We start from the raw sequence: 20,294 nt of genomic DNA on the forward strand, positions 1-20,294 counted from the left end.
TTGTGTAACCTGTGTAGCTAGTGCTTTAGTTTTGTAGCACTTTGACAGGGTTCATCAATATTGTTGGAGCTTATATACAACTGTATGACATATACCTACGAGCAAAATAGACAGCGGCGTACAATAGACAGTGGCGCATAGTGCTCTTGAGTGACTGCATAGGTGACTCGTTTCACCTGTGGCAAGCGCTTTAGACCTTTAAAATACAATGTGCTGCTACCACCTGTAGTATTATGTATGACAACGGAAGCTACTCTATTTTATTAAGGTAGCTTTATCATTATTTAGTACTACCCGGCCTAAAATAATGTGTAACAAAGTGGCGTAACGTGACTTATTGTTAGTCTGTGACTTAGAATTTATGAGTCCGTGACTTAACATAGCTACTAGTCTCGTTATCGCAAATCTAGATTTATCACCTAATGTATAAGGAAATTGAATATGGCTAACTCTGTAGAAAGACAAGACAATCGTCCCTACGCTGTGGTTCTGTATGGTGCTACAAGCTTTGTAGGTCAGATTACTGCTAAATACTTATCCCAGTTTTTAGCAGACTCTAATGATGTCGAATGGGCCATCGCTGGACGCGACGAAGAAAAATTAAAAAAACTCCAATCTGAGATCAGTGACTCAGGCTCAGCTAAAAAGGTAGATATCATCATTGCTAATAGTAATGATGAGGCGAGCCTCGATGAGATGACCAAGCAAGCTAAGGTGGTGATTTCAACCGTCGGCCCTTATCTAAAATACGGCGAGCCGTTGATCAAATCATGTGCCAATAACGGTACTGACTATGTCGATTTAACCGGCGAAGCGATTTTCATCAAAGACATGATGGACAAGTATCAAGATACAGCGAGCCAGAGTGGCGCTCGTATCGTGAACTCTTGTGGTTTTGACTCTATTCCCTCAGACTTGGGTGTGTATTTCACTCAGCAGCAGGCCGAAAAGCAGTTTGATGAGGTTTGTGAAAAGATTCATATGCGCGTCAAAGCAGCCAAGGGCGGTTTATCTGGCGGTACGGTTGCGTCTATGGCGACTATTTTTGAAGAGGTTGGCAAAGACAAATCACGCCGTAAGCAAGTTGCTAATCCATATCTGCTCAACGACGATGCTGATGCGCCAAATGTGCGTCAAAAAAATGTCAGCAAACCTGAATATGACAGCGAGCATGGCCGCTGGTTGGCGCCTTTTGTAATGGCCAGTATCAACACCCGTATCGTCCATCGTACCAATCAGCTTACAGATTATGAGTATGGTCGTGAGTTCAAATATGACGAAGCGATGTGGATGAAAGATGGCGTCAAAGGTCAGCTGACGAGCTATGCTTTGAGTGCAGGATTATTCGGGTTTGCCACTACTATGATGTTCAAGCCTAGCCGCGAATTACTCTCTAAGCACGTACTACCAAAATCAGGCTCTGGCCCTTCTAAATCAGAGCAAGAAAATGGCTATTTCGATATTCGCTTCTTCGGTTATACCCCAAGTAACGACTCTATCAGTACAAAAGTGACCGGCGATAGAGATCCAGGTTATGGCAGTACGTCAAGAATGCTGGCGCAGTCTGCTCTTTGTTTGGCGCAAGACATCTCGCGCAAGGATGTTAAAGGCGGATTCTGGACGCCTGCATCTGCGATGGGTGATAAGCTTATCGCTCGCCTTGAGGAGCATTCTGGCCTGAGCTTTGAAGTGGTAGAAGATAAATAATCTGCCTATAGCTATTATTCGTAAATACTGTTTAGCAGCTAGCTAGTTTAGCTTGATCCAGCCTATATAATACTGACGACCGCATTCTATCCATAAATAGAATGCGGTTTTTTTATTTAGGCCCTCTCTTATAAGTGTGGGCAGTGGTGCAATCTGTTACCGCTTATCTGGCTTGTTTGACATATACAATGTTATCAAATACTAACAACGTATCACTTGCGTAAATGACACTGCTGATTTTTAGATATTCAACACATAATGCTACACATTGTTAGCCGAATGACACAGCGATGCTTTATGTGCTCAAGTAGTATTGTTTGTGTCTAGGCGTTAGTCATTGCTAATAAGCACTTACCAATTAGTAAAAGCTAAGTACTGTAAGTGTCTATCTCCTATGAGATGGTTCTGTCTAAATAATAAAGTCGCTTCAACAAGATAAAAACCGACTAGCGTTTAAGAGTAACTATGAGTTTTGCTAAACAATAATGATAATAATTGAGAGGGAATAATTATGAAATTCAATGTATTGACAGCAGCTGTACTCACTTCAGGCCTTGCTATGGCAGGCGTTAACGCCAACGCCGCTATGACTACAGACGGTAATGGTAACGTCGGTTATGATACTTATGATGAGTGTGTCACGGCAGTTAAAGACGGCTCAGCGAAATACTATACACCTTATACTTACCAAGAGCCTATGCCGCTTGCAGGCGAAGCTAGCGTTGCAAAGATGCGTTTATCAGAGGTCATGATTCCTCAGCGCGTCGTTAGTGATAATAACTTACGTACCGCTGACTATGAGGCAGGCGCTTGTGATCTAGGCGTAGGTCAATCAAATGGTCGTTATGGTGTTTCTGGCGCATTAGTCGGTAAATATGTTCCTTTCGCAGCTGACATGCCAGTGAACGTCTATATGGATAGCAGTGGTAACCCAGTACGCGTGACTATGCAGCAATGTGATAACCACTTTGGTAGCAACTTCCCTACTCCCGTTATCAGTGAAATGAAAGCACCAGAAGCGCAAGTTGCTATCGCTGAAGCGCGTAGTGTCGAGCCAGTAGTCGTACAGACCAGACGTGTTATTCGTCCTTCTACTTATAGCGTGAAAGAAGTAATCGTCGCTCCTGCAGACCAGATACAGCGCGTTGAGACCAATTCAGGTACTGCTATCGCTATTGAAGATGGTCGCCAGGCAGCTATCGTCGGTCAAGAAGTAGATCCTGCTATCTTAAATCAAACCGAAGTGGATCAAACTTTCCCAGTGATTCGCGTTCCTGATGCTGATGTAGAGGTAGAATAATAAATACTCTATATATGACATGTAAGCTATGATTCATACATAAGCGATAACTCATTTAGAAATAAGGAGCATTTTATGCAAAAAAAATTCTTATACCTAACGATAGGAGCTGTTTTGATAGCTCCAAGCTTAGCGGTAGCTGCCCATAACGAGATTACTCCCGCTGATATGCGAACCACACCAGCGCCTACTACTTTGCAATCTAAAGTTGAAGGCCCTAGTGGTGAGCTGCTGGCTACTCAGCCTGGTGAAGTGGAACTAGATAGCGATACGGCTAATAAAGTACAACCGTTAAATATGCAGCATAGCGCTGCTAATTATCAGCCACTGATAAAAGGTGAAGTGAATAGCGGTAATGTCACTCCAGCAGATATGCGTACTACTCCTGCACCGGTCACTCTTAAAGAAAAAAAACAAGATCCGCGTGGTGAGCTTTTAGCGACTCAGCCAGGTGAGATTGAGTTTAATGAAAGTCGCCGCATTACAGTACGATAGACAATATAATATTTATAATAAATAAGCATTAATGATTGCTTATCATTCATAAAAAAGGCAGCCAATCGGCTGCCTTTTTTGTGCTAGTTACTGTTGTAAGCTTACAGACATATTGTTATTTCTTTTTGGTGACGCCAGCTTCTTGTAATAGCGCTCCTAGCGTACCGATTCTGCTAGGCGTCTCCGCTTTTGGCTTTGACGTACGATTAGGCTGATTACTCGCACCTCTGCGCTCCTTGTCAGCGCGCTTACCACGTGGCGCTGAACGCTTATCTTTGGCTCGATTGCCCTTATCAGGATTAGTATTTGCCTCTTTAGTTTTGACAGACGCTGCAGGCTTCACTCGGCCTTCAGACTTTTGCGCTTCAGGTTTCATACTAAAGCCAATGCGTCCACGCGGCTCATCGACGGAGATGACACGTACTGAAACGATGTCGCCTGGTTTGACACGGTTCATCGGATCAGCGACAAAATCATTAGCCATCTGCGAGATATGCACTAGTCCATCTTGATGCACACCCACATCTACAAAACAGCCAAAAGCCGTCACATTCGTCACGACGCCCTCAAGCGTCATCCCTTCTTCTAGATCTTTGATACTATTAACATCATCGCGGAAGCTTGCTGTCTTAAACTCAGGACGCGGATCGCGCGCAGGTTTTGCTAGCTCTTCAATGATGGCTTTTACACTGACATTGTCGTCATTAGCAGTGATAGCGCTAGTATCTATACTATTAAGCACCCCATCATTACCGATGATCTCGCTTAAATCTTTATTGGTGTGTTCAAGTAAGCTATTCACCAGCTCGTAACTCTCAGGGTGTACGCCAGTAGCATCCAGCGGGTTATCGCCATCACGAATTCGCAAAAACCCAGCGGCTTGCTCAAAGGTCTTGACTCCCAAGCGCGGAACGTCTTTTAGCGCTTCCCGGTTCGAAAAAGCGCCATGCTCTTTACGGTAATTGACGATTTGCTGGGCGACGTTGCGATTGAGACCCGCGATGTGCGTCAGTATTGCTGGACTTGCCGTATTGACATCGACGCCTACCGCATTGACGCTATCTTGGGTGACTTTATCAAGGCTGTCGGCCAATTGGTTTTGATTGACGTCGTGCTGATATTGCCCAACGCCAATCGCCTTTGGATCGACTTTGACGAGCTCAGATAACGGATCTTGCAGACGACGAGCAATAGATACCGCGCCGCGGACCGAGACGTCTAAGTCAGCCAATTCATCACTGGCAAGCTCACTGGCAGAATAGACCGAAGCACCAGACTCATTAACGATAACCGCTTTGGCTTGTAGTGACGGGTTAGCCGACAAAATCTCTTTTATCATAGCGTCAGTTTCGCGGCTGGCGGTACCGTTACCTATTGCGACCAAATCGACATTGTAAGTACTTAATAGCTCATCGATAAGCGCCTTAGCCTCATCCATTTTGTTATCTGGAGCAAAAGGATACACAGTAGCGATAACGGGCTTATCGCTACTATCCAGCATGACATGACCTTGCGCATCGATGATTGCCATCTTGACGCCATGACGAATACCAGGGTCAACACCTAAGATCACTTTTGGACCTGCGGGTGCTGACATCAGCAGATGCTGCAAATTGTTAGCAAAAACATCGATCGCGTCAGCTTCTGCGGCTAGGCGCTTTTCGGTCAACAAGCGATGCTCAATATGCGGACGCCATTTGTCTTTCCATAAGCTGTTTGCAGCCTCAATGAGGAACTCACGGCGCTCGCTTGGCGCTGTCGCATCAATATTAAAGTGGTTAATAATTTTTTCGATAAAGGGCGCATCTTCGCCATCGACTTTTATACCTAAGACGTTCTCTTGACGACCGCGTAGCATGGCTAGTAGGCGATGATTGGGCAGACGCGCTAAGCTCTCGCTATGATCAAAGTAGTCTTTGAACTTCTCGCCGACTTCGCGCTTTTCTTCACTAGCAACCGCTGTCACGACACTAGCGGTTTTGGCAAAGCCGCTACGCAGACTATCGAGTAGATCAAGCGCCTGCGTCCACTCATCAACGATGATGGCCTGAACACCGGCCAGCTGCTTATCAAGGTCGCTAAAGTCAACATCGATCTCATTACCGCTATCGTCGGTGACGCTGCTAGGCAGCTGATAGTCCGCTAGCGCCTGCGTCGGCGTAATCTCTTGTGTTAATAGGGCTTTTGCTGCGCTGTCTAAACCGGCTGCGCGGGCCTTGGCTGCAGGGGAGCGACGACGCGGACGATAAGGTAAGTAGATATCTTCTAGCTCAAGTTTTGACGCGGCATTATCAATACGGCCTTGCAGCTCATCCGTGAGTGTGCCTTGCGCACGTAGCAGCTCAGTAATCTTTAGGCGACGACTGGCCATATCGCGCTCATAGCTGAGCGACTTCTCTAATGCTCTGAGCTGAGCATCGTCAAGGTTTTGCGTTTTTTCTTTACGATAACGCGCAATAAAAGGAACCGTTGCGCCTTCATCGAAAAGTTTGACAAATGCGTTGACTTGAGCCGTCTTAATACCAAGCTTGCGTGCAAGCTTGTCGTGGATATTGGCTTGTGTGGTTGCATCTAATCCCTGCGCATTTGCTGAGACTGCCGATGACGTTAAGCTATCAGTGCTACTCATATACGTATCAATCGTTGAGAAATGGTGATTGGCATTATAGCAAAAGCTGACTGATTTATAATCCTTTTTATACTTACGGCGTATATCCTTGTATTTTATGGATGAAATAGCGTTTTTTTGGGCTAAAACGATGCAAAATTGAACAAATAAATAATTTATTTACCCCGTTAAACAAACGCATACAGCATTTCAGTGAACAAGTGATGCAATTAGTAGCGCAATCTTATACACTGAGGTAATACCTTTATAGCTTTAAAAGTAATCCTAGAATACAGAAAAATATAGGATAAATGAGGCCTTTAGAGAGTAGACGGCTCAATAAAAGCGATAACACAAATTTAAAGCTACTGCATAACGACGAACAACTGGGTTATACACCCATTGCCACTATTTTTATAATAATAACTTTCACTAAAGGATATCTATATGACTGATAATAAAAGCTCCGATACTCTGACTCAGCGTATCTTAGTCGTTGATGATGATGCGCGTCTGCGCTCTTTGCTTCAGCGCTTTTTGGAAGATGATGGCTTTGTGGTACGTACCGCCCATGATGGCAGTCAGATGGATAAGCTCATGCAGCGCGAGCTATTTTCTTTAGTCGTTCTCGATTTGATGCTGCCAGGTGAAGACGGTATCAGTATCTGTAAGCGCTTGCGCGAAGATAACGCCGACATCCCGATCATTATGCTGACCGCAAAAGGCGGCGATGCCGATCGTATCGCTGGACTAGATGCCGGCGCTGATGATTATCTACCAAAACCTTTTAACCCAAAAGAGCTACTCGCCCGCATCAAAGCAGTACTTCGTCGACAGAACCGCGAATTACCCGGCGCGCCAAGCCATCAGCTAGAAGTGGTTGAGTTTGGTCCTTGGACGCTTGATTTGTCTACCCGCACCCTTAAACGCGATGGTAATGTAGTCACGTTGACCACTGGCGAATTTTCGGTACTCAAAGCTTTGGTACAGCATCCACGCGAGCCTTTAACCCGCGATAAGCTAATGAATCTTGCGCGAGGCCGCGAATGGGGCGCTATGGAGCGCTCTATCGATGTGCAAGTATCGCGTCTGCGCCGTTTAATCGAAGACAATCCTTCACAAGCTCGCTATATTCAAACCGTTTGGGGCGTGGGCTACGTATTCGTTCCAGACGAAGCGGATGCTGAAGATGAGTAAGGCGTAAGCGCTCAGGAGCTATGGTGACAGACAATAACACTTCCCCTTCCAACTCTAATGCTGGTACAAACCGTAATCAAGCGGCTTTAGATGAGCATGACAATGCTCATTATGATAAAGGTGATTCAAAGTCGGATCCCTCTTCATCAGAGCACAGCTTGACTGCGGTACTTGAGCAATTAGAACCTAATGAAGATGCTGATAAGATCAGTATCGGCGATATTATGGATTCGCTGAATTCAAAAGGCTTTGGACCTCTGATATTTGCCCCTGCACTTATTGCTATTATGCCGACTGGAGGTATCCCCGGAGTGCCGACTATTTGCGGCGTGATTATTACTTTGATAAGCGTTCAGATGCTGTTTGGCAAAGAGCGTCCTTGGCTGCCGCAGTTTGTTGATAATATCTCTTTTGATGAAGACAAGCTGCATAAAGGTGTGAATATCGCCTCAAAAGCCACAAAATGGATTGATAAACTGGTTAAGCCTAGACTCAAGTCGCTGACCTCTGACAAGGCAAAAAAGGTGGCAGCAGCCCTTTGTATCTTTGCCGCTCTTGCTATGATTCCGCTTGAGCTTGTGCCTTTTGCAGTTATGATACCGGCAGCCTCAGTGATTTTATTTGCTATCTCTTTAATTACTGAAGATGGCTATGTATTTTTAGCCGGTTTACTGTTCAATTTAGCAACTATTTATTTTTTGATTACTCAAGTACTGTGACAAAAAGTGCTGTGACAAAAAAACCAACCGCGTCAGGTTGGTTTTTTATTATAAATTTATACTTATCAGCGCAGTTGGCTATCCTTACTACCCCGGCGATTAAATAGCTCAGAGGCTTTAGCATCTTGTTCAAGCTCGCTTTGGCAGCCGATACAATGCTGCACACCTGGTACGGCTACTCTTCGCGCTTCTGGTATTGGCTCGCCGCATTCATCACAATACTCCGCACTCTCCCCTGTCGGTAGTGCTTGGCGTACCCGATCTAACGCATCATTGACCGTAGCATCCATTTGTTCGTGCTCTGCACCATCTCTTGACCATCCACCTGCCATAACTTTACTCCTCACCGCTCTATCTATATTTATAATAAAATCCTTTGATTACAGATAGATGGGGCATAGTAGTTTGTATTTCAATGCATGGCTGTTAGGTAGATACAGAAGAGTTTGGACAGTGCAGGCTACACTTAAGTTTATGGTTTGGGCTGCAGCGCTACTACTTGACCGCGCACACCGATACTCTCATCACTCATTAAGCAAACATAACCTGGCATAATGTCTTCCGGCGTTTTGAGGCTCATAGGGCTCTCTCCCGGATAGGCATGCGCGCGCATATTGGTACGAGTACCGCCTGGGTTGATGCAGTTAAAACGTAGGTTCGTGGTGTTTTGCGTCTCTTGAGTAAAGATATCACTCATTCCTTCTAGCGCTTGCTTAGATAGAGCATACGCGCCCCAAAAAGCGCGAGGATACGTACCGACTGTGCTTGAGGTAAAGACAATAGAGCCATTGTTGGCATCTTTTAGCAGTGGCAGTAGCGCTTGAGTCAGCTTAAAGGTAGCGGTGAAATTTATCTGCATTACTTTGGCAAACATATCGACGTCGTACATCTCAAGCGGGGTCAACGCGCCTAAGATACCTGCATTATGCAGAAGACCGTCTAATTGACCAAACTCCTTATCGATTAGCCGTTCCAGCTTTTGCATCTCATCATAACTGGCCGTTTCGAGATCCATAGGTAAAATAGCGGGCTGCTTACCGCCCATACTTTCGATTTCATCATAGACTGCTTCAAGCTTACTAGTCGTGCGGCCTAAGAGTAGTACCGTTGCACCAAAACGTGCATAAGTTAAAGCGGCAACTCGGCCAATACCGTCCCCTGCTCCAGTCACTAGAATCACTTTGCCCTCTAAGCTGTCATCTTCTGCGACAAAATTACGGATTTGCTCATGACTCAAAGGCTGATAGCTATTTTCATTTGTTGTATTCTGCTCAGAGTTTTTCTCAGTACTGCTTGTAGTGTTGTTCATGGTATTGCTCACTGCTATCGATAGGGTTTATACGAGATTGACTAATTTAAAAAGCGCGACTGTTTACAAATAATCAAAATTACCAGACCTTAATAATAATTGCTTAAGCTGCTTTGGCGTTTTGACAATATGAGATGCGCCCCACTTCTTTAGGTTAGGCTGATCTTCTGCAGGGATATAGCCATAAGCCGCTAGAATGGTAGGCATGCCAGCGGCATTGCCTGCTTCGATATCGCGTATATGATCGCCAACATACAGCACACTAGCAGAGCCGCCACGCGCTATGCCTAGTTTTTCTAGCGCCAGATACATAGGCTCAGGATCAGGCTTAGTACGTGATACATCTTCAGGGCAGACCAGTACCGAACAGCGCTCATCGAGCTGCAGTTTACTTAGTAGTAGCTCTGCTAAGTGGCGGGGTTTGTTCGTGACAATGCCCCAAGGGATGCCGTTTTTCTCAAGGGTCTGTAGTAACTCGTCAAGCTCAGCAAAAACACAACTATCGACACAGATATCGGCCTCATAATCATCCAAGAACTGCTGCCGATAAGTGAGTAGCTCCTCTTCAGTGACGCCGACTTGACCATTATGCTCTAGCATGAGCTTGACCATTGCTGAGGCACCAGCAGAGACTTGCTGGCGAATATCGGCATCACTTGGCGCTTGCCACTCATTCTCTTGGCTCATCTTGCCAATGATACGCACAAAATCAGCAGCAGTATCGATCAAAGTACCATCTAGATCGAAGAGTACCGCCTTCACAAAATTAGTCATAGTCGCTGCCTTAATTGATGAGTATTATGCTGTTATAAAAGACCCATTTACGCTTATCTCTTCAGCATTATTGATTTAGTCTTATTGATCCATAGGCTTATGCACTGCCATCATATAATTGACATCGACATTCTGTGCAAGCCAGTAGCGCTTGGTAATGGGGTTATAGTGTAGTCCAATAATATCTTGGCGATTAAATCCGGCGTTGAGTGCCATTTTATCCAGCTCAGCTGGGGTGATGAATTTGGCGTAATCATGCGTACCGCGATCCAATAATCTCAGTACATATTCAGCGCCAACGATAGCAAACAAATAGGACTTAGGATTACGGTTGATCGTCGATAACACACAGACGCCGCCTGGCGCTAATAGATCATAGCAAGCTTGTACGATAGCGCTAGGGTCTGGAACATGCTCTAACATCTCCATGCAAGTGACCACATCGAACTGAGCTGGCATCTGCGCCGCTAAAGTCTCAACCGCGATATGCTGATAACGTAGCGTCTCCTCTAAACCGCTTTGCTGCACATGCAGGGTCGCTGCCTTTAGGTTCTCAGTACCCAAATCAATACCGGTAACGTCAGCGCCGCGCCGCGCCATAGACTCAGATAAAATCCCGCCGCCGCAGCCAATATCGAGTATCTTTTTACCTTGTAAGCCATCAGCTGCGGTTTTGTTAGTATCCGCGCTTTGATAACCGCGCTCAACGTTTTCAGTGATCCAATTGAGACGTAGCGGATTGATCTCATGCAAAGTCGCAAACGCCCCTGTCTTATCCCACCACTCGCCTGCAAGCTGGTTGAATTTATCAACCTCACTAGGGTCTACATTCGTGACCGTTTGCTCTGCTATATCCTCTTGTCCATCTTGAGTTTTGTTGATTGTATTTTGATGGGGCTGCGTTGCGCTCATAGAAATATCCTTGAATACGGTTATCGTCGTTGTCGTTGTTATTAGATTCGATAGGCTCAAAAAACTAAGAATTCATCAGTGATAGCGATGAGGTCTTAGCAAGCTAATACTAAAAACACTCTACTGCTAGTATCAATAGCGTTAGAAACCATAGGTAATGTTAGCATGAGCGTCGTTATATTACCTTAGCCACCTAGTGACCGATTGTGAACGTCTGATAAAATAGATAGTTGTTTATACATTCTCAAGCTATAAATAATAGCTACAGCGCGGCAACTATTGGTTAAGAATACGGTTCACAATGACGGTCATTTTACGTTATTATAGCCGAAGTGTATTTAACCTTTTTTTAGCACTTTTGATAAGTGCCTCTTAACACCCTCAAGCCGTAAGAATTAAAGGAAGAAGTATGAAACGTGTCCTCGCATTGACTGGTTTAGCCTGCGCCATTGGCTTTGCTAATATGAGCGTACAAGCGGCCGATTATGTCGCCGGTAAAGATTATAAAGTTCTTGATAATCCAGAAAAAATCAGCGGTGATGCTATCATTGTTCGTGAGTTTTTTTGGTACGGCTGCCCTCATTGTTACTCTTTGAACCCGCATATGGAAAAATGGGCAAAAACTAAAGACAAAGGTGTCGCATTTTTCAAGACTCCCGCCGCCCTAAACCCAGTTTGGGAATCTAGCGCTCGTGGGTTCTATGCCGCGCAGCTATTAGGTTATGAAGACAAAACTCATGATGCGCTATTCAATGCAATCCACAAGGATGGTAAAAAACTATTTGACCAAGCTTCACTCGCTAATTGGTATGCCTCACAAGGCGTCGACAAAAAGAAATTCAATAGCCTCTATAACTCTTTTGCAGTAGGCACCAAAATCGGACGCTCACAAGCAGGCGCCAAGCGTTATCAGCTCACGGGTGTCCCTGCCGTCGTAGTACAAGGTAAATACGTGGTATCCGGTGAGAGCGCGAAAGTCCCTAAAGTGGTAGACTTCTTAGTGGATAAAGTGCGCGCTGAAAAATAGTAGCGCCGCTAGATAGCTATAGTTGATTCACTTCAAATCCGACACAGTGCTACTGGGATAAATTTTGTGCAGCCTCTGGAGTGCGAAGCGCATAGCAAGCAAATAAAATTTATACCAGTAGCACGAGAAAATAAATATATTGGTTTTATTTCGAATTAACTATATTAAGGTCATAAGCTCCATGGCACTCATATAAAAAACATCTAAGATATAAAGAGTACATAAGAGCGAAAATAGCTTATATATACCCTATAAGATCTAGGGCGTGTTGAACATTCCCAAATGCGCACTGCTGATAGCTAAAATAGTTCTAGTCTAAGTGAAAATTGCAGGTAATGCTTATTGCATTGGCTAGATTTTCGCAACGACTAGGGCGATTTTAGCATCAGCCCTAACTACAACAACAGGGACAGGACTATTTTTTGCCGCTTTATTGATAAAAATAGACGCTTAGAACAACTAAACTTACCATTTTTATCTGCAAATCGCCTAAAAAATAGTCTCTGTCAGTGCCAAGGTCGAATGTTCAACACGCCCTAATAGTATAAAAAGCCAGCTTAATAAAGCTGGCTTTTTATGTTTGTACCTACGCTGAACCTTTAACCCTATCCTAGTGGCGAAAGCTTGGTAATAGTGCCGGAATACCAGGCAGCATCCCTACGATAGCCATCACCCCAGTCAAGATCACAAAGGTCACTACCGGAATGATCCAGCGACTCATCTTAGATAAGTTGGCACTGCGCTCTTTTGAGCCAATCAGACCTAAGTTATCTAATACTAAAGTAATAGACCACCCAAATGCTGGGTTTACTAACGCTGAGGCAAAAACAACAATCGCCGCCGACTGTGTGGTTTTACCTTCACGGGTCATCTCCATACCCGCCTCGAGTAGCGGAATGAACACTCCAACGATTAAGGCCACACACATGACTGGCTCCCAAATCGCAAGATCCATGGGATAACCCCAAACCCCAGCGATGACACAAAATAGTCCGGTTAGTACCGCGCCAGCTGGGATTGGGCGCTTAGCGATGGCGGCAGGCACAATATAAGTGCCCCAAGAAGAAGCAAAATTAGAGCCACCAAGTACCGAGCCTGCTACCTGACGCACCGAAGCGCTAATCATCGTATCATCGATATCCATACGCACGCGCTCAGTACGCTCAGGATAGCTAATCTTTTGAAACACCTGATGTCCCAAAAAGTCCGGCGACCACATCGCCACTGCCAATACCGCAAAGGGTAGTACCACAATGAAACTCTCAATCGTTGGCAGCCCTAGCATCCAGCCAGTGTTTTCGCCCCACCAGTACATCGGGCTCATATTAGGCAAACCGGGCGTGGTCTTAAATTCAAACGGTGCGCCCATAGCAAAGGCCACGCCGCCGCCTAATAAGCAGCTGAGCGGCACGGCAAGCCATCGCTTTTGATAGTTTTCTAAAACCGCATACAGGATAATAGTGAGCAAAATCACCACAAAGGCAATATGCGCCATACCAATGCCTTCTGCCCAAGCAAAAAGGTTTTTGACTTGTGAGATAGTCCCAATAAAGCCAAGATAGAGCAGCAGACCGCCGCACACCCCCTTACTGGTTAAATTGGCCAATAAGCTTCCGCCTTTGCTGATCGCTAGCAGCAGACCAAAAGCGCCAATGAGTAAGCCAAAAGCCATAGGGTGGCCACCGGCGGCAACGACAATCGGAATAAGAGGAATCAGTGGGCCGTGAGTACCAGCAAGGTTGGCAGTAGGCAGCAAAAAACCTGAGAATAAAATGACAAAAAACGCGACTATGAGCAGCTCATAACGCACGTTTTCTAAAACAAAGGCTTCTCCTAAACCAAGAGGCCCTGCAAAAGTTGCGGCAATAGCGCCGACCATCACGACTTTGCCGATAGTGGCTGCCATTGCCGGAATGGTATCTTCAAACTCGAAGCGATAATCTCTAAAAGGTAAATTTGGTCGCCAGCGCTTAGGTTGCATGATTTGTAATTCATGATTGAGATAAGCGTCGCGACTCTCAAAACTTGCGTAGGGTTGATGTAATTCGGCATAGCTACCTTGCAAAGGATCATTTTCATGAGCAAGGTTGGGATTAGCGTCTGCGTTTTTTGATGCGGGGATTTGAGGATTACTCATCACATCTCCTTATGTTGACTGAGAACTTAAATAATCCTTTGTTCGTTTTAATTACCGATAGTTAGGACTGCTGTCTAGACCTATTCTTAAAGGTTAAACTACCGTAAACAAAGGGGTGGTCATTGTAGGTCATCAGTATCTATAATGCGAGTATTGTTTTCCCATCGCTATTTATAAGCTTAATTTCTTACTCTTATCTTCAGCCCCGTTGGCCGTTTTTTTACCCAATTGACAAACTTTTCGACTTCGCTATGTTCTTGTAAGCGCGCTATCGTATGATAATAATTTGCCAACTCATGATTAGTAAAAATTTTATGTATTTGGCTATGACAAGGACGACATAGCATGGCAATATCGCCACTCATCTCAGTGCGGCTAAAGCGGCGCTGCGTACGGGCCTTGTTGTGCCGTGAGCGCGGAATAAGATGATGGCGAGTCAAAGGTAGATTTGTGCGGCTACAGAGCTGACAGCTCTCTTCTACTGTCTCCTCCTTTTGCTCACTGTTAGTCTTTGACATAGCTAGTCTCCTTTTCTTCTTCTCTCACTCTACTTTCTATTATAAAATAAAATTTGGGCATTTAAGTGTACACTTGTACGTTAGGCGCATGATTCAGTAGTCAATAGTGACAGCTGCTAATACTGCGCATTTGCGCTGACTGGATAAAGATTACTCAGACTGATTGCTGATTATAGCCGACTGATATTATTATAAAAATTAGGGATTGAAGGATAAAAGATGAAGCTATTTCCAAAAAATTTCGAGATATTAAATCGCAAAGCCAAACAGTACATTATGCCGATACTGACGCCGCATCTATTGAAGCTACGTATCAATACCTACGCGCCTTATGTAGGTGCGGGTATCAAGCTTGAGCACTTAGATACCGATCAAGGATTATGCGTTGTCAGCATGGGGCTGACGGCTTTGAATAAAAACATCGTTGGCACACAGTTTGGTGGTAGTTTGTACGCTATGACCGACCCTTTTTATATGCTGCTATTGATGCAGCAATTAGGGAGTAATTATGTAGTGTGGGATAAAAGCTCACACATTGAGTTTGTCGCGCCAGCTACTAATAAAGTAACGGCACGGATAAAAGTCTCTAGCAGTGAGGCGACGGCTATTCGCAAACTCGCTGAGAGTGGCGAGCCAGTATTTCGCGACTATCGTACTGAAATCGTCGATAAAAACCAAAAAGTCGTCGCCATCGTCACCAAAACCGTCTATATTCGCTTGCGTAAGCACAGCAGATCTAAGAATCAAGCCAGTCGTCTAGATTTACCAGATAAGCCAAACGACAATGTAAGCGACAAAGTAAATAACAATGTAAGTGGTGAAGCAAGCAGCGAAGTAAGCTTTGGAGAAAATAATTAAAGTTGTGCTTTATCAATACAAAAACCCCAATCTAGCTTGCGCATAGATTGGGGTTTTGTCTTTTTTGGTACGCCTACTTATTTATATAATAAACCTATGAATAAGGGCTTGTCACTATCGCTAGTAATGATTACTGATAAGTAATTCATAACTATCAATAGTTAGGCTCAGCATTGAGCGCGACTGCTGGCTTAGATACCAGGTGCAGTCTCAACCGCATCAGGGACGCCAGCATCAGTCTTCTTTTGAGCGCCAGCTTTTGCTGGACGTGCGCCAAGCTTCTCGCGGATACGTGCTGATTTACCAGAACGCTCACGTAAGTAGTATAGTTTCGCACGGCGAACGGCACCACGGCGCTTCACTTCAATGCTATCGATGATTGGAGAATGCAGTTGGAAAGCACGCTCAACACCAACACCGCTTGAGATTTTACGGACGGTAAACGCAGAGTTTAGACCACGGTTACGCTTAGCGATAACGACGCCTTCAAAGGCCTGTAGACGCTCACGCTCGCCTTCACGTACTTTTACTTGTACGACGACAGTATCGCCAGCGCTAAAGTCAGGGCGTTCTACTAGTTGAGCATTTTCAACGCTTTGAACTAATGGATGTTTGTTGCTCATGAGAGTTGTCTCCTCACATTAGATAATAGAGGCTAAGCGCATATTACCTGTTTGTAATAATTAATTGTCTCTGTCTACTCTTTAAATTGATAGTAGGTAGATACAAGGTAAGTGGGGTTGGGTAAACGGCCATTACACTATAGCCGGTTCATTATTGCGCAAAATTCTTTTTAACAGTTTAGCTATACTGACGACATAAGTAAGCATCTGACTATTATGGACGCTACTTTGATTGCTCTTTTAGCCAACGGGCTTGCTCAGCTGTTGGACTAAAAGCTTGCCATAAATCTGGCCGTCTTGCCTTGGTACGCTCAACTTGCTGACAAAAGCGCCACTTAGCAATATTGGCATGATGGCCTGAAAGCAATACTTCCGGAACCGCCATACTAGCAAACTCATGCGGCTTAGTGTAATGAGGACAATCGAGCAAGCCATCGACAAACGAGTCTTGCACCGCAGATTTGTCATCACCCATAACGTTAGGTAAACGACGTATCACACTGTCCATCAGCACCATAGCTGGGAGTTCACCGCCAGTTAAGACGTAATCACCAAGCGATATTTCTAGATCGACGTATTGTGTCAACAAGCGCTCATCGATGCCTTCATAACGACCACATAATAAAATCATGCCATCATAATCAGCCATCTCAAGTACGCTATCTTCACTAAGCGTCCGCCCTTGCGGTGACAGGTAAACCACCGGACAGTGTTTGCTGTCAGTGCGGCAACCGTGCAGGCGAGCTTGCTCTTTAGCATCGTCAATCGCTTGCGACAGTGGCTGAGCCATCATCACCATACCAGGACCACCACCATAGGGACGTTCATCAATACGGCGGTAATTGTCAGTGGTATAATCGCGTGGATTAATGCACTCAATCATAACTTGCTGCTGAGTCACCGCGCGTCCAGTGATACCAAAATCACGAATCGCAGCAAACATCTCAGGAAAGATAGTTATGACAGCAAAATACATCAGCAATCACTAATCACAGATCAATAGTCACTTGGCCAAGCAGCGACAACGGTTTTAGCCGTTATATCTACTTCAAGCACAGTCTGTTTGTGCCAAGGTATCAGACGCTCTTCATCATCTAAGCTGTCTGAAGTAGCCGCGACACGCATAATGTCATGGGCACCGGTTTCAAACATCTCAGTAATATCGCCTAAATACTCATCTTGCTCATTGAAGACTCGCACCCCGATCAAATCGGACCAATAGTACTCATCTTCGCCAGTCTCAGGCAAGACATCTTGCTCCACCCAAAGGGTTACCCCATTCATGGTTTCTGCAACATTACGATCAGGAACTTGCTCAAACTGAGCGACAATACCCGATCCTTGCTCTCGCCAAGCTTTGACAGTCAAAGGCTTCATACCCATAGCGGTCTTCATATACCAAGGCTGCATATCAAATATAGCCGTTCGATCATCGGTATCGCTAAACACCCAAAGCCAGCCTTTTATACCGTAAGGCTTTTTGAGCTGACCTATTTTCATAAGGTTATTAGCAGGTGCTGATGACATAACGACTCTAAATGTGATAAATCAGTGTAAGGTAAAGAAGATAACGATATGCTATGGAGCGCTAAGTTTGTAAGTCAGTATCTCTAAAATCAGACCCTAAAATAGCTGATGAGCTATTTAAAGATCATCACTTAAAACTTAAGCAGTCGCTTCGCTTTCAGCAGCCTTATTGTAAGACTTTGCTAATGAAGCAACGCGATCTGAAGGCTGTGCGCCTTTTGCGACCCACGCATTGTACGCTTCCATGTTTAAGCGTACTGCTTCTTCTGACTCTTTAGCCAAAGGGTTAAAAAAGCCAATGTTTTCGATGTAGCGACCATCACGCGCGCGGCGTTGATCAGCAACTACGACTTGATAAAATGGGCGTTTTTTGGCACCGCCCCGTGCTAAACGAATAACAACCATCTGATTTCTCTCTTTCGCAGGTATACCAAAAAGGGCACAATTATATCATAGTCTATTATTTTTGAAAACATAAACTGTGTTTATTTAGTTGTTTGATAACAATCACTTAGATGAGCGGTTTTTGCTGTACATTTAACCCAGCCCATAGCGCATTTTATGCGATTGCACTATACTCATCTCAGCACTCTTTTATCTTATATTGGTAATTATTCTCTACCTCTTTTGGAGCACTCTTCTGCTATGAGTACCGCGAACACTCCGACACGACGCTCTAGTAGTTGGTCGAACAGCTGGCTGACCACTTTTATGATTACTTTTATGGTCGTTATCAGCGTCAGCTTATCCATTTGGTTTTTTTGGCGCAGTCTTTATTTGCCTGAGCTAAAGACCCACGCTCGCTATTTGACCAGTGAGTTACGACTGATGAATAGTGCCAAACAGGATTGGCAAAATAACCCTGAAGTGCAGCGCTGGGTCTATGAGCATTCACATGTGGTCACAGTAGAAAACCCTAGCGACTTTCCACAAGTTGAGAAAAAGCGATTTGTCGGATTTTTTACCGATGTATTACAACGTGAAATCAGTGCGCAGCTGGGTCGTCCGGTACAGGTTTATTTTAAATTTAAGCCAACGCCGCAATTATGGGTGCAAGATAGCCGCGACACGAGTTTTTGGATACGTGAGCCGGTTATCTACTACTCCCAGTACAGTCCGACACTGTTAGGGTTTTTCTTACTCGGCATTCCTATTTTGACGCTACTGACCATTATCTTGATAGCGCGGCAATTAAATCGACCCTTGCGCCATTTGCAGCGAGCCGCGACTAACTATATTCGTCTGGGTCATGCCACTACCCTGCCGACACAAGTAGGGCCTACTGAGATTCGGCAAGTCAATCTGGCTTTTAACCGCTTGTTCACTACGCTTAATCAAGCGCAAAAGGAGCGCACGATTATGCTCGCAGGTATCTCGCATGACTTGCGCACGCCGCTGACCCGTATGCGCCTTACTGCTGAAATGCTGCCGGATGATTTTTTTCGAGAAGGCTTGATTTATGATATAGAAGATATGGATGCGATTTTGGAGCAGTTTATCTCGTTTATGAAAGATGGCTCTGATGAGCCGGTGCGTTTGACTGACTTGGATACGATATTTAATGAGATTATTGTGCAGTTTGCGCCTATGGAGTTCGTTTATGAGTCTCAACTAGATAAGCAAGTACCTGTACGTCCTTTGTCTATCAAACGGATGATTATTAATCTAGTCAATAACGCCAATCGTTATGGAAAGACGCCTATATTTCTATCAGCGACGGTGGTGCCAACCTTTAAAGAGACGCTAGCGACAACTGAGAGCGATGTCATTAGTGAGAGCGAGGTTATGGGTGAGGCGCAAGAGCAGCTGGTCATTTGTGTGCGTGACTGCGGTGATGGCGTAGCAGAAGATCAGTTAGAGCGTATCATGCAGCCGTTTGAGCGCGGCGAAACCGCTCGTACCACACAAGGTAGTGGTCTAGGTCTGGCTATCGTGAACCGTATTGCTAGATTACATCACGGTACGGTAGAGGCGATTAATCACCCCGAAGGCGGCTTACAAGTCTGTGTCAAAATACCGCTGATTGCTGAAGTTGACCAAGCAGCAGCGACTGATAAAGAGACTGTTAATAAGGAAACTAACAATACAGAAACTATTAATACGGAGACTGCTGATAAAGAAGGGAGCTATGAAAAGGCCGATACTAAGGCTACAGATCGCTAAGTGCTACCCGCGACACTATCGGCAACACTATCAGTGATACTATCGAGACATGGCGAATAGAAGATAAAAGCATTTGCTGATTAAAAGGTAAGCCAAAAGCTAATCTGTAGTACCGATAGGGGGCGGGATATGCTCAGAGCTGTTGATAAAGTCTATAGGCTGCACCAGCTCATCTTGCGCTTGTTGTAAGCTCTGGGTAGTACTAGGCTGTTGAAAAAACAAATAGCTCACCAGTACTGCTGCATTGAGTATTATCAAGCCGCCAAACAAGTAAGGCATCCAAGCTCTCCTCTATCTTCGTCCTATTTATAAAGCGCAATAATACTATTTAATTCTAATAAGTCTAGGGCGTGTTGAACATTCGACCATGGCACTGACAGAGACTATTTTTTAGGCGATTTGCAGATAAAAATGGTAAGT

Annotated in this window: 20 protein-coding genes; 8 read left to right on the forward strand and 12 right to left on the reverse strand. The window is 44.8% G+C overall.

The window, feature by feature from the left end:
* Nucleotides 1-441 precede the first annotated feature (441 nt).
* From AAEY83_RS08710 to AAEY83_RS08720, 3 genes are all read left to right on the forward strand, one after another.
* The gene (locus tag AAEY83_RS08710; protein WP_025646713.1) at nt 442-1,707 is read left to right on the forward strand and encodes a saccharopine dehydrogenase family protein; all 1,266 of its coding nucleotides are present in this window, start codon (nt 442-444) and stop codon (nt 1,705-1,707) included.
* Between the two features lie 511 nt (nt 1,708-2,218).
* Complete coding sequence (locus tag AAEY83_RS08715; protein WP_025646714.1) at nt 2,219-3,007, forward strand: hypothetical protein; 789 nt, start codon at nt 2,219-2,221, stop codon at nt 3,005-3,007.
* Between the two features lie 75 nt (nt 3,008-3,082).
* Nucleotides 3,083-3,502, forward strand: a complete 420-nt coding sequence (locus AAEY83_RS08720; RefSeq protein ID WP_025646715.1) for a hypothetical protein — start codon at nt 3,083-3,085, stop codon at nt 3,500-3,502.
* A gap of 115 nt (nt 3,503-3,617) precedes the next feature.
* Here AAEY83_RS08720 and AAEY83_RS08725 read toward each other — a convergent pair whose 3' ends face one another.
* A complete protein-coding gene (locus AAEY83_RS08725; protein ID WP_025646716.1) occupies nt 3,618-6,131 on the reverse strand; it encodes a Tex family protein in 2,514 nt (837 codons plus the stop codon).
* Between the two features lie 426 nt (nt 6,132-6,557).
* Here AAEY83_RS08725 and ompR point away from each other — a divergent pair, with 426 nt between their 5' ends.
* Together ompR and AAEY83_RS08735 are read left to right on the forward strand one after the other, a co-directional pair.
* Nucleotides 6,558-7,307, forward strand: coding sequence for an osmolarity response regulator transcription factor OmpR (ompR, locus tag AAEY83_RS08730; protein WP_025646717.1), 750 nt, complete (start codon nt 6,558-6,560; stop codon nt 7,305-7,307).
* 23 nt (nt 7,308-7,330) lie between these two features.
* Entirely contained in the window at nt 7,331-8,026 is a 696-nt protein-coding gene (locus AAEY83_RS08735; protein ID WP_198013369.1) for an exopolysaccharide biosynthesis protein, read from the forward strand.
* Between the two features lie 65 nt (nt 8,027-8,091).
* On the opposite strand, the gene AAEY83_RS08740 is transcribed toward AAEY83_RS08735, so the two are convergent.
* The 4 genes from AAEY83_RS08740 to ubiG all read right to left on the reverse strand — a co-directional run bounded on the left by AAEY83_RS08740 (nt 8,092) and on the right by ubiG (nt 11,021).
* The gene (locus tag AAEY83_RS08740; protein WP_025646719.1) at nt 8,092-8,358 is read right to left on the reverse strand and encodes a DksA/TraR family C4-type zinc finger protein; all 267 of its coding nucleotides are present in this window, start codon (nt 8,356-8,358) and stop codon (nt 8,092-8,094) included.
* 140 nt (nt 8,359-8,498) lie between these two features.
* Nucleotides 8,499-9,335: a YciK family oxidoreductase gene (locus AAEY83_RS08745; protein WP_025646720.1), complete on the reverse strand. Its 837-nt coding sequence runs from the start codon at nt 9,333-9,335 to the stop codon at nt 8,499-8,501.
* Between the two features lie 63 nt (nt 9,336-9,398).
* Nucleotides 9,399-10,109: an HAD family hydrolase gene (locus AAEY83_RS08750; RefSeq protein ID WP_025646721.1), complete on the reverse strand. Its 711-nt coding sequence runs from the start codon at nt 10,107-10,109 to the stop codon at nt 9,399-9,401.
* Nucleotides 10,110-10,190: 81 nt separating this feature from the next.
* Nucleotides 10,191-11,021, reverse strand: coding sequence for a bifunctional 2-polyprenyl-6-hydroxyphenol methylase/3-demethylubiquinol 3-O-methyltransferase UbiG (ubiG, locus tag AAEY83_RS08755; protein WP_025646722.1), 831 nt, complete (start codon nt 11,019-11,021; stop codon nt 10,191-10,193).
* 409 nt (nt 11,022-11,430) lie between these two features.
* Between ubiG and AAEY83_RS08760 the strand changes: the two genes are divergently transcribed.
* The gene (locus AAEY83_RS08760) at nt 11,431-12,048 is read left to right on the forward strand and encodes a thiol:disulfide interchange protein DsbA/DsbL (protein WP_025646723.1); all 618 of its coding nucleotides are present in this window, start codon (nt 11,431-11,433) and stop codon (nt 12,046-12,048) included.
* A gap of 610 nt (nt 12,049-12,658) precedes the next feature.
* Here the strand turns inward: AAEY83_RS08760 and AAEY83_RS08765 are convergent.
* On the reverse strand, nt 12,659-14,185 hold the full coding sequence (locus AAEY83_RS08765) for a DUF3360 family protein (RefSeq protein ID WP_025646724.1): 1,527 nt from the start codon (nt 14,183-14,185) through the stop codon (nt 12,659-12,661).
* Between the two features lie 179 nt (nt 14,186-14,364).
* Nucleotides 14,365-14,703 carry an HNH endonuclease gene (locus AAEY83_RS08770; protein ID WP_025646725.1) on the reverse strand — a complete coding sequence of 113 codons (339 nt, stop codon included), beginning with the start codon at nt 14,701-14,703 and terminating at the stop codon, nt 14,365-14,367.
* Between the two features lie 219 nt (nt 14,704-14,922).
* On the opposite strand from AAEY83_RS08770, the gene AAEY83_RS08775 reads away from it, so the two are divergent.
* Complete coding sequence (locus AAEY83_RS08775; protein ID WP_025646726.1) at nt 14,923-15,561, forward strand: DUF4442 domain-containing protein; 639 nt, start codon at nt 14,923-14,925, stop codon at nt 15,559-15,561.
* A gap of 191 nt (nt 15,562-15,752) precedes the next feature.
* Here AAEY83_RS08775 and rplS read toward each other — a convergent pair whose 3' ends face one another.
* From rplS to rpsP, 4 genes are all read right to left on the reverse strand, one after another.
* The gene (gene rplS / locus AAEY83_RS08780; RefSeq protein ID WP_025646727.1) at nt 15,753-16,184 is read right to left on the reverse strand and encodes a 50S ribosomal protein L19; all 432 of its coding nucleotides are present in this window, start codon (nt 16,182-16,184) and stop codon (nt 15,753-15,755) included.
* Nucleotides 16,185-16,407: 223 nt separating this feature from the next.
* Nucleotides 16,408-17,160, reverse strand: coding sequence for a tRNA (guanosine(37)-N1)-methyltransferase TrmD (gene trmD / locus AAEY83_RS08785; RefSeq protein WP_025646728.1), 753 nt, complete (start codon nt 17,158-17,160; stop codon nt 16,408-16,410).
* 20 nt (nt 17,161-17,180) lie between these two features.
* Nucleotides 17,181-17,711: a ribosome maturation factor RimM gene (gene rimM, locus AAEY83_RS08790; protein WP_025646729.1), complete on the reverse strand. Its 531-nt coding sequence runs from the start codon at nt 17,709-17,711 to the stop codon at nt 17,181-17,183.
* 138 nt (nt 17,712-17,849) lie between these two features.
* Nucleotides 17,850-18,116, reverse strand: coding sequence for a 30S ribosomal protein S16 (gene rpsP, locus AAEY83_RS08795; protein WP_025646730.1), 267 nt, complete (start codon nt 18,114-18,116; stop codon nt 17,850-17,852).
* Between the two features lie 240 nt (nt 18,117-18,356).
* Here rpsP and AAEY83_RS08800 point away from each other — a divergent pair, with 240 nt between their 5' ends.
* Nucleotides 18,357-19,874, forward strand: coding sequence for an ATP-binding protein (locus AAEY83_RS08800; protein WP_084212655.1), 1,518 nt, complete (start codon nt 18,357-18,359; stop codon nt 19,872-19,874).
* A 99-nt stretch (nt 19,875-19,973) separates the two neighbouring features.
* Here the strand turns inward: AAEY83_RS08800 and AAEY83_RS08805 are convergent, their stop codons facing one another.
* Entirely contained in the window at nt 19,974-20,153 is a 180-nt protein-coding gene (locus AAEY83_RS08805) for a hypothetical protein (protein ID WP_025646732.1), read from the reverse strand.
* Between the last annotated feature and the right edge of the window lie 141 nt (nt 20,154-20,294).

The sequence above is a fragment of the Psychrobacter sp. TB20-MNA-CIBAN-0197 genome, assembly GCF_040309765.1.
Taxonomy (GTDB): domain Bacteria; phylum Pseudomonadota; class Gammaproteobacteria; order Pseudomonadales; family Moraxellaceae; genus Psychrobacter; species Psychrobacter submarinus.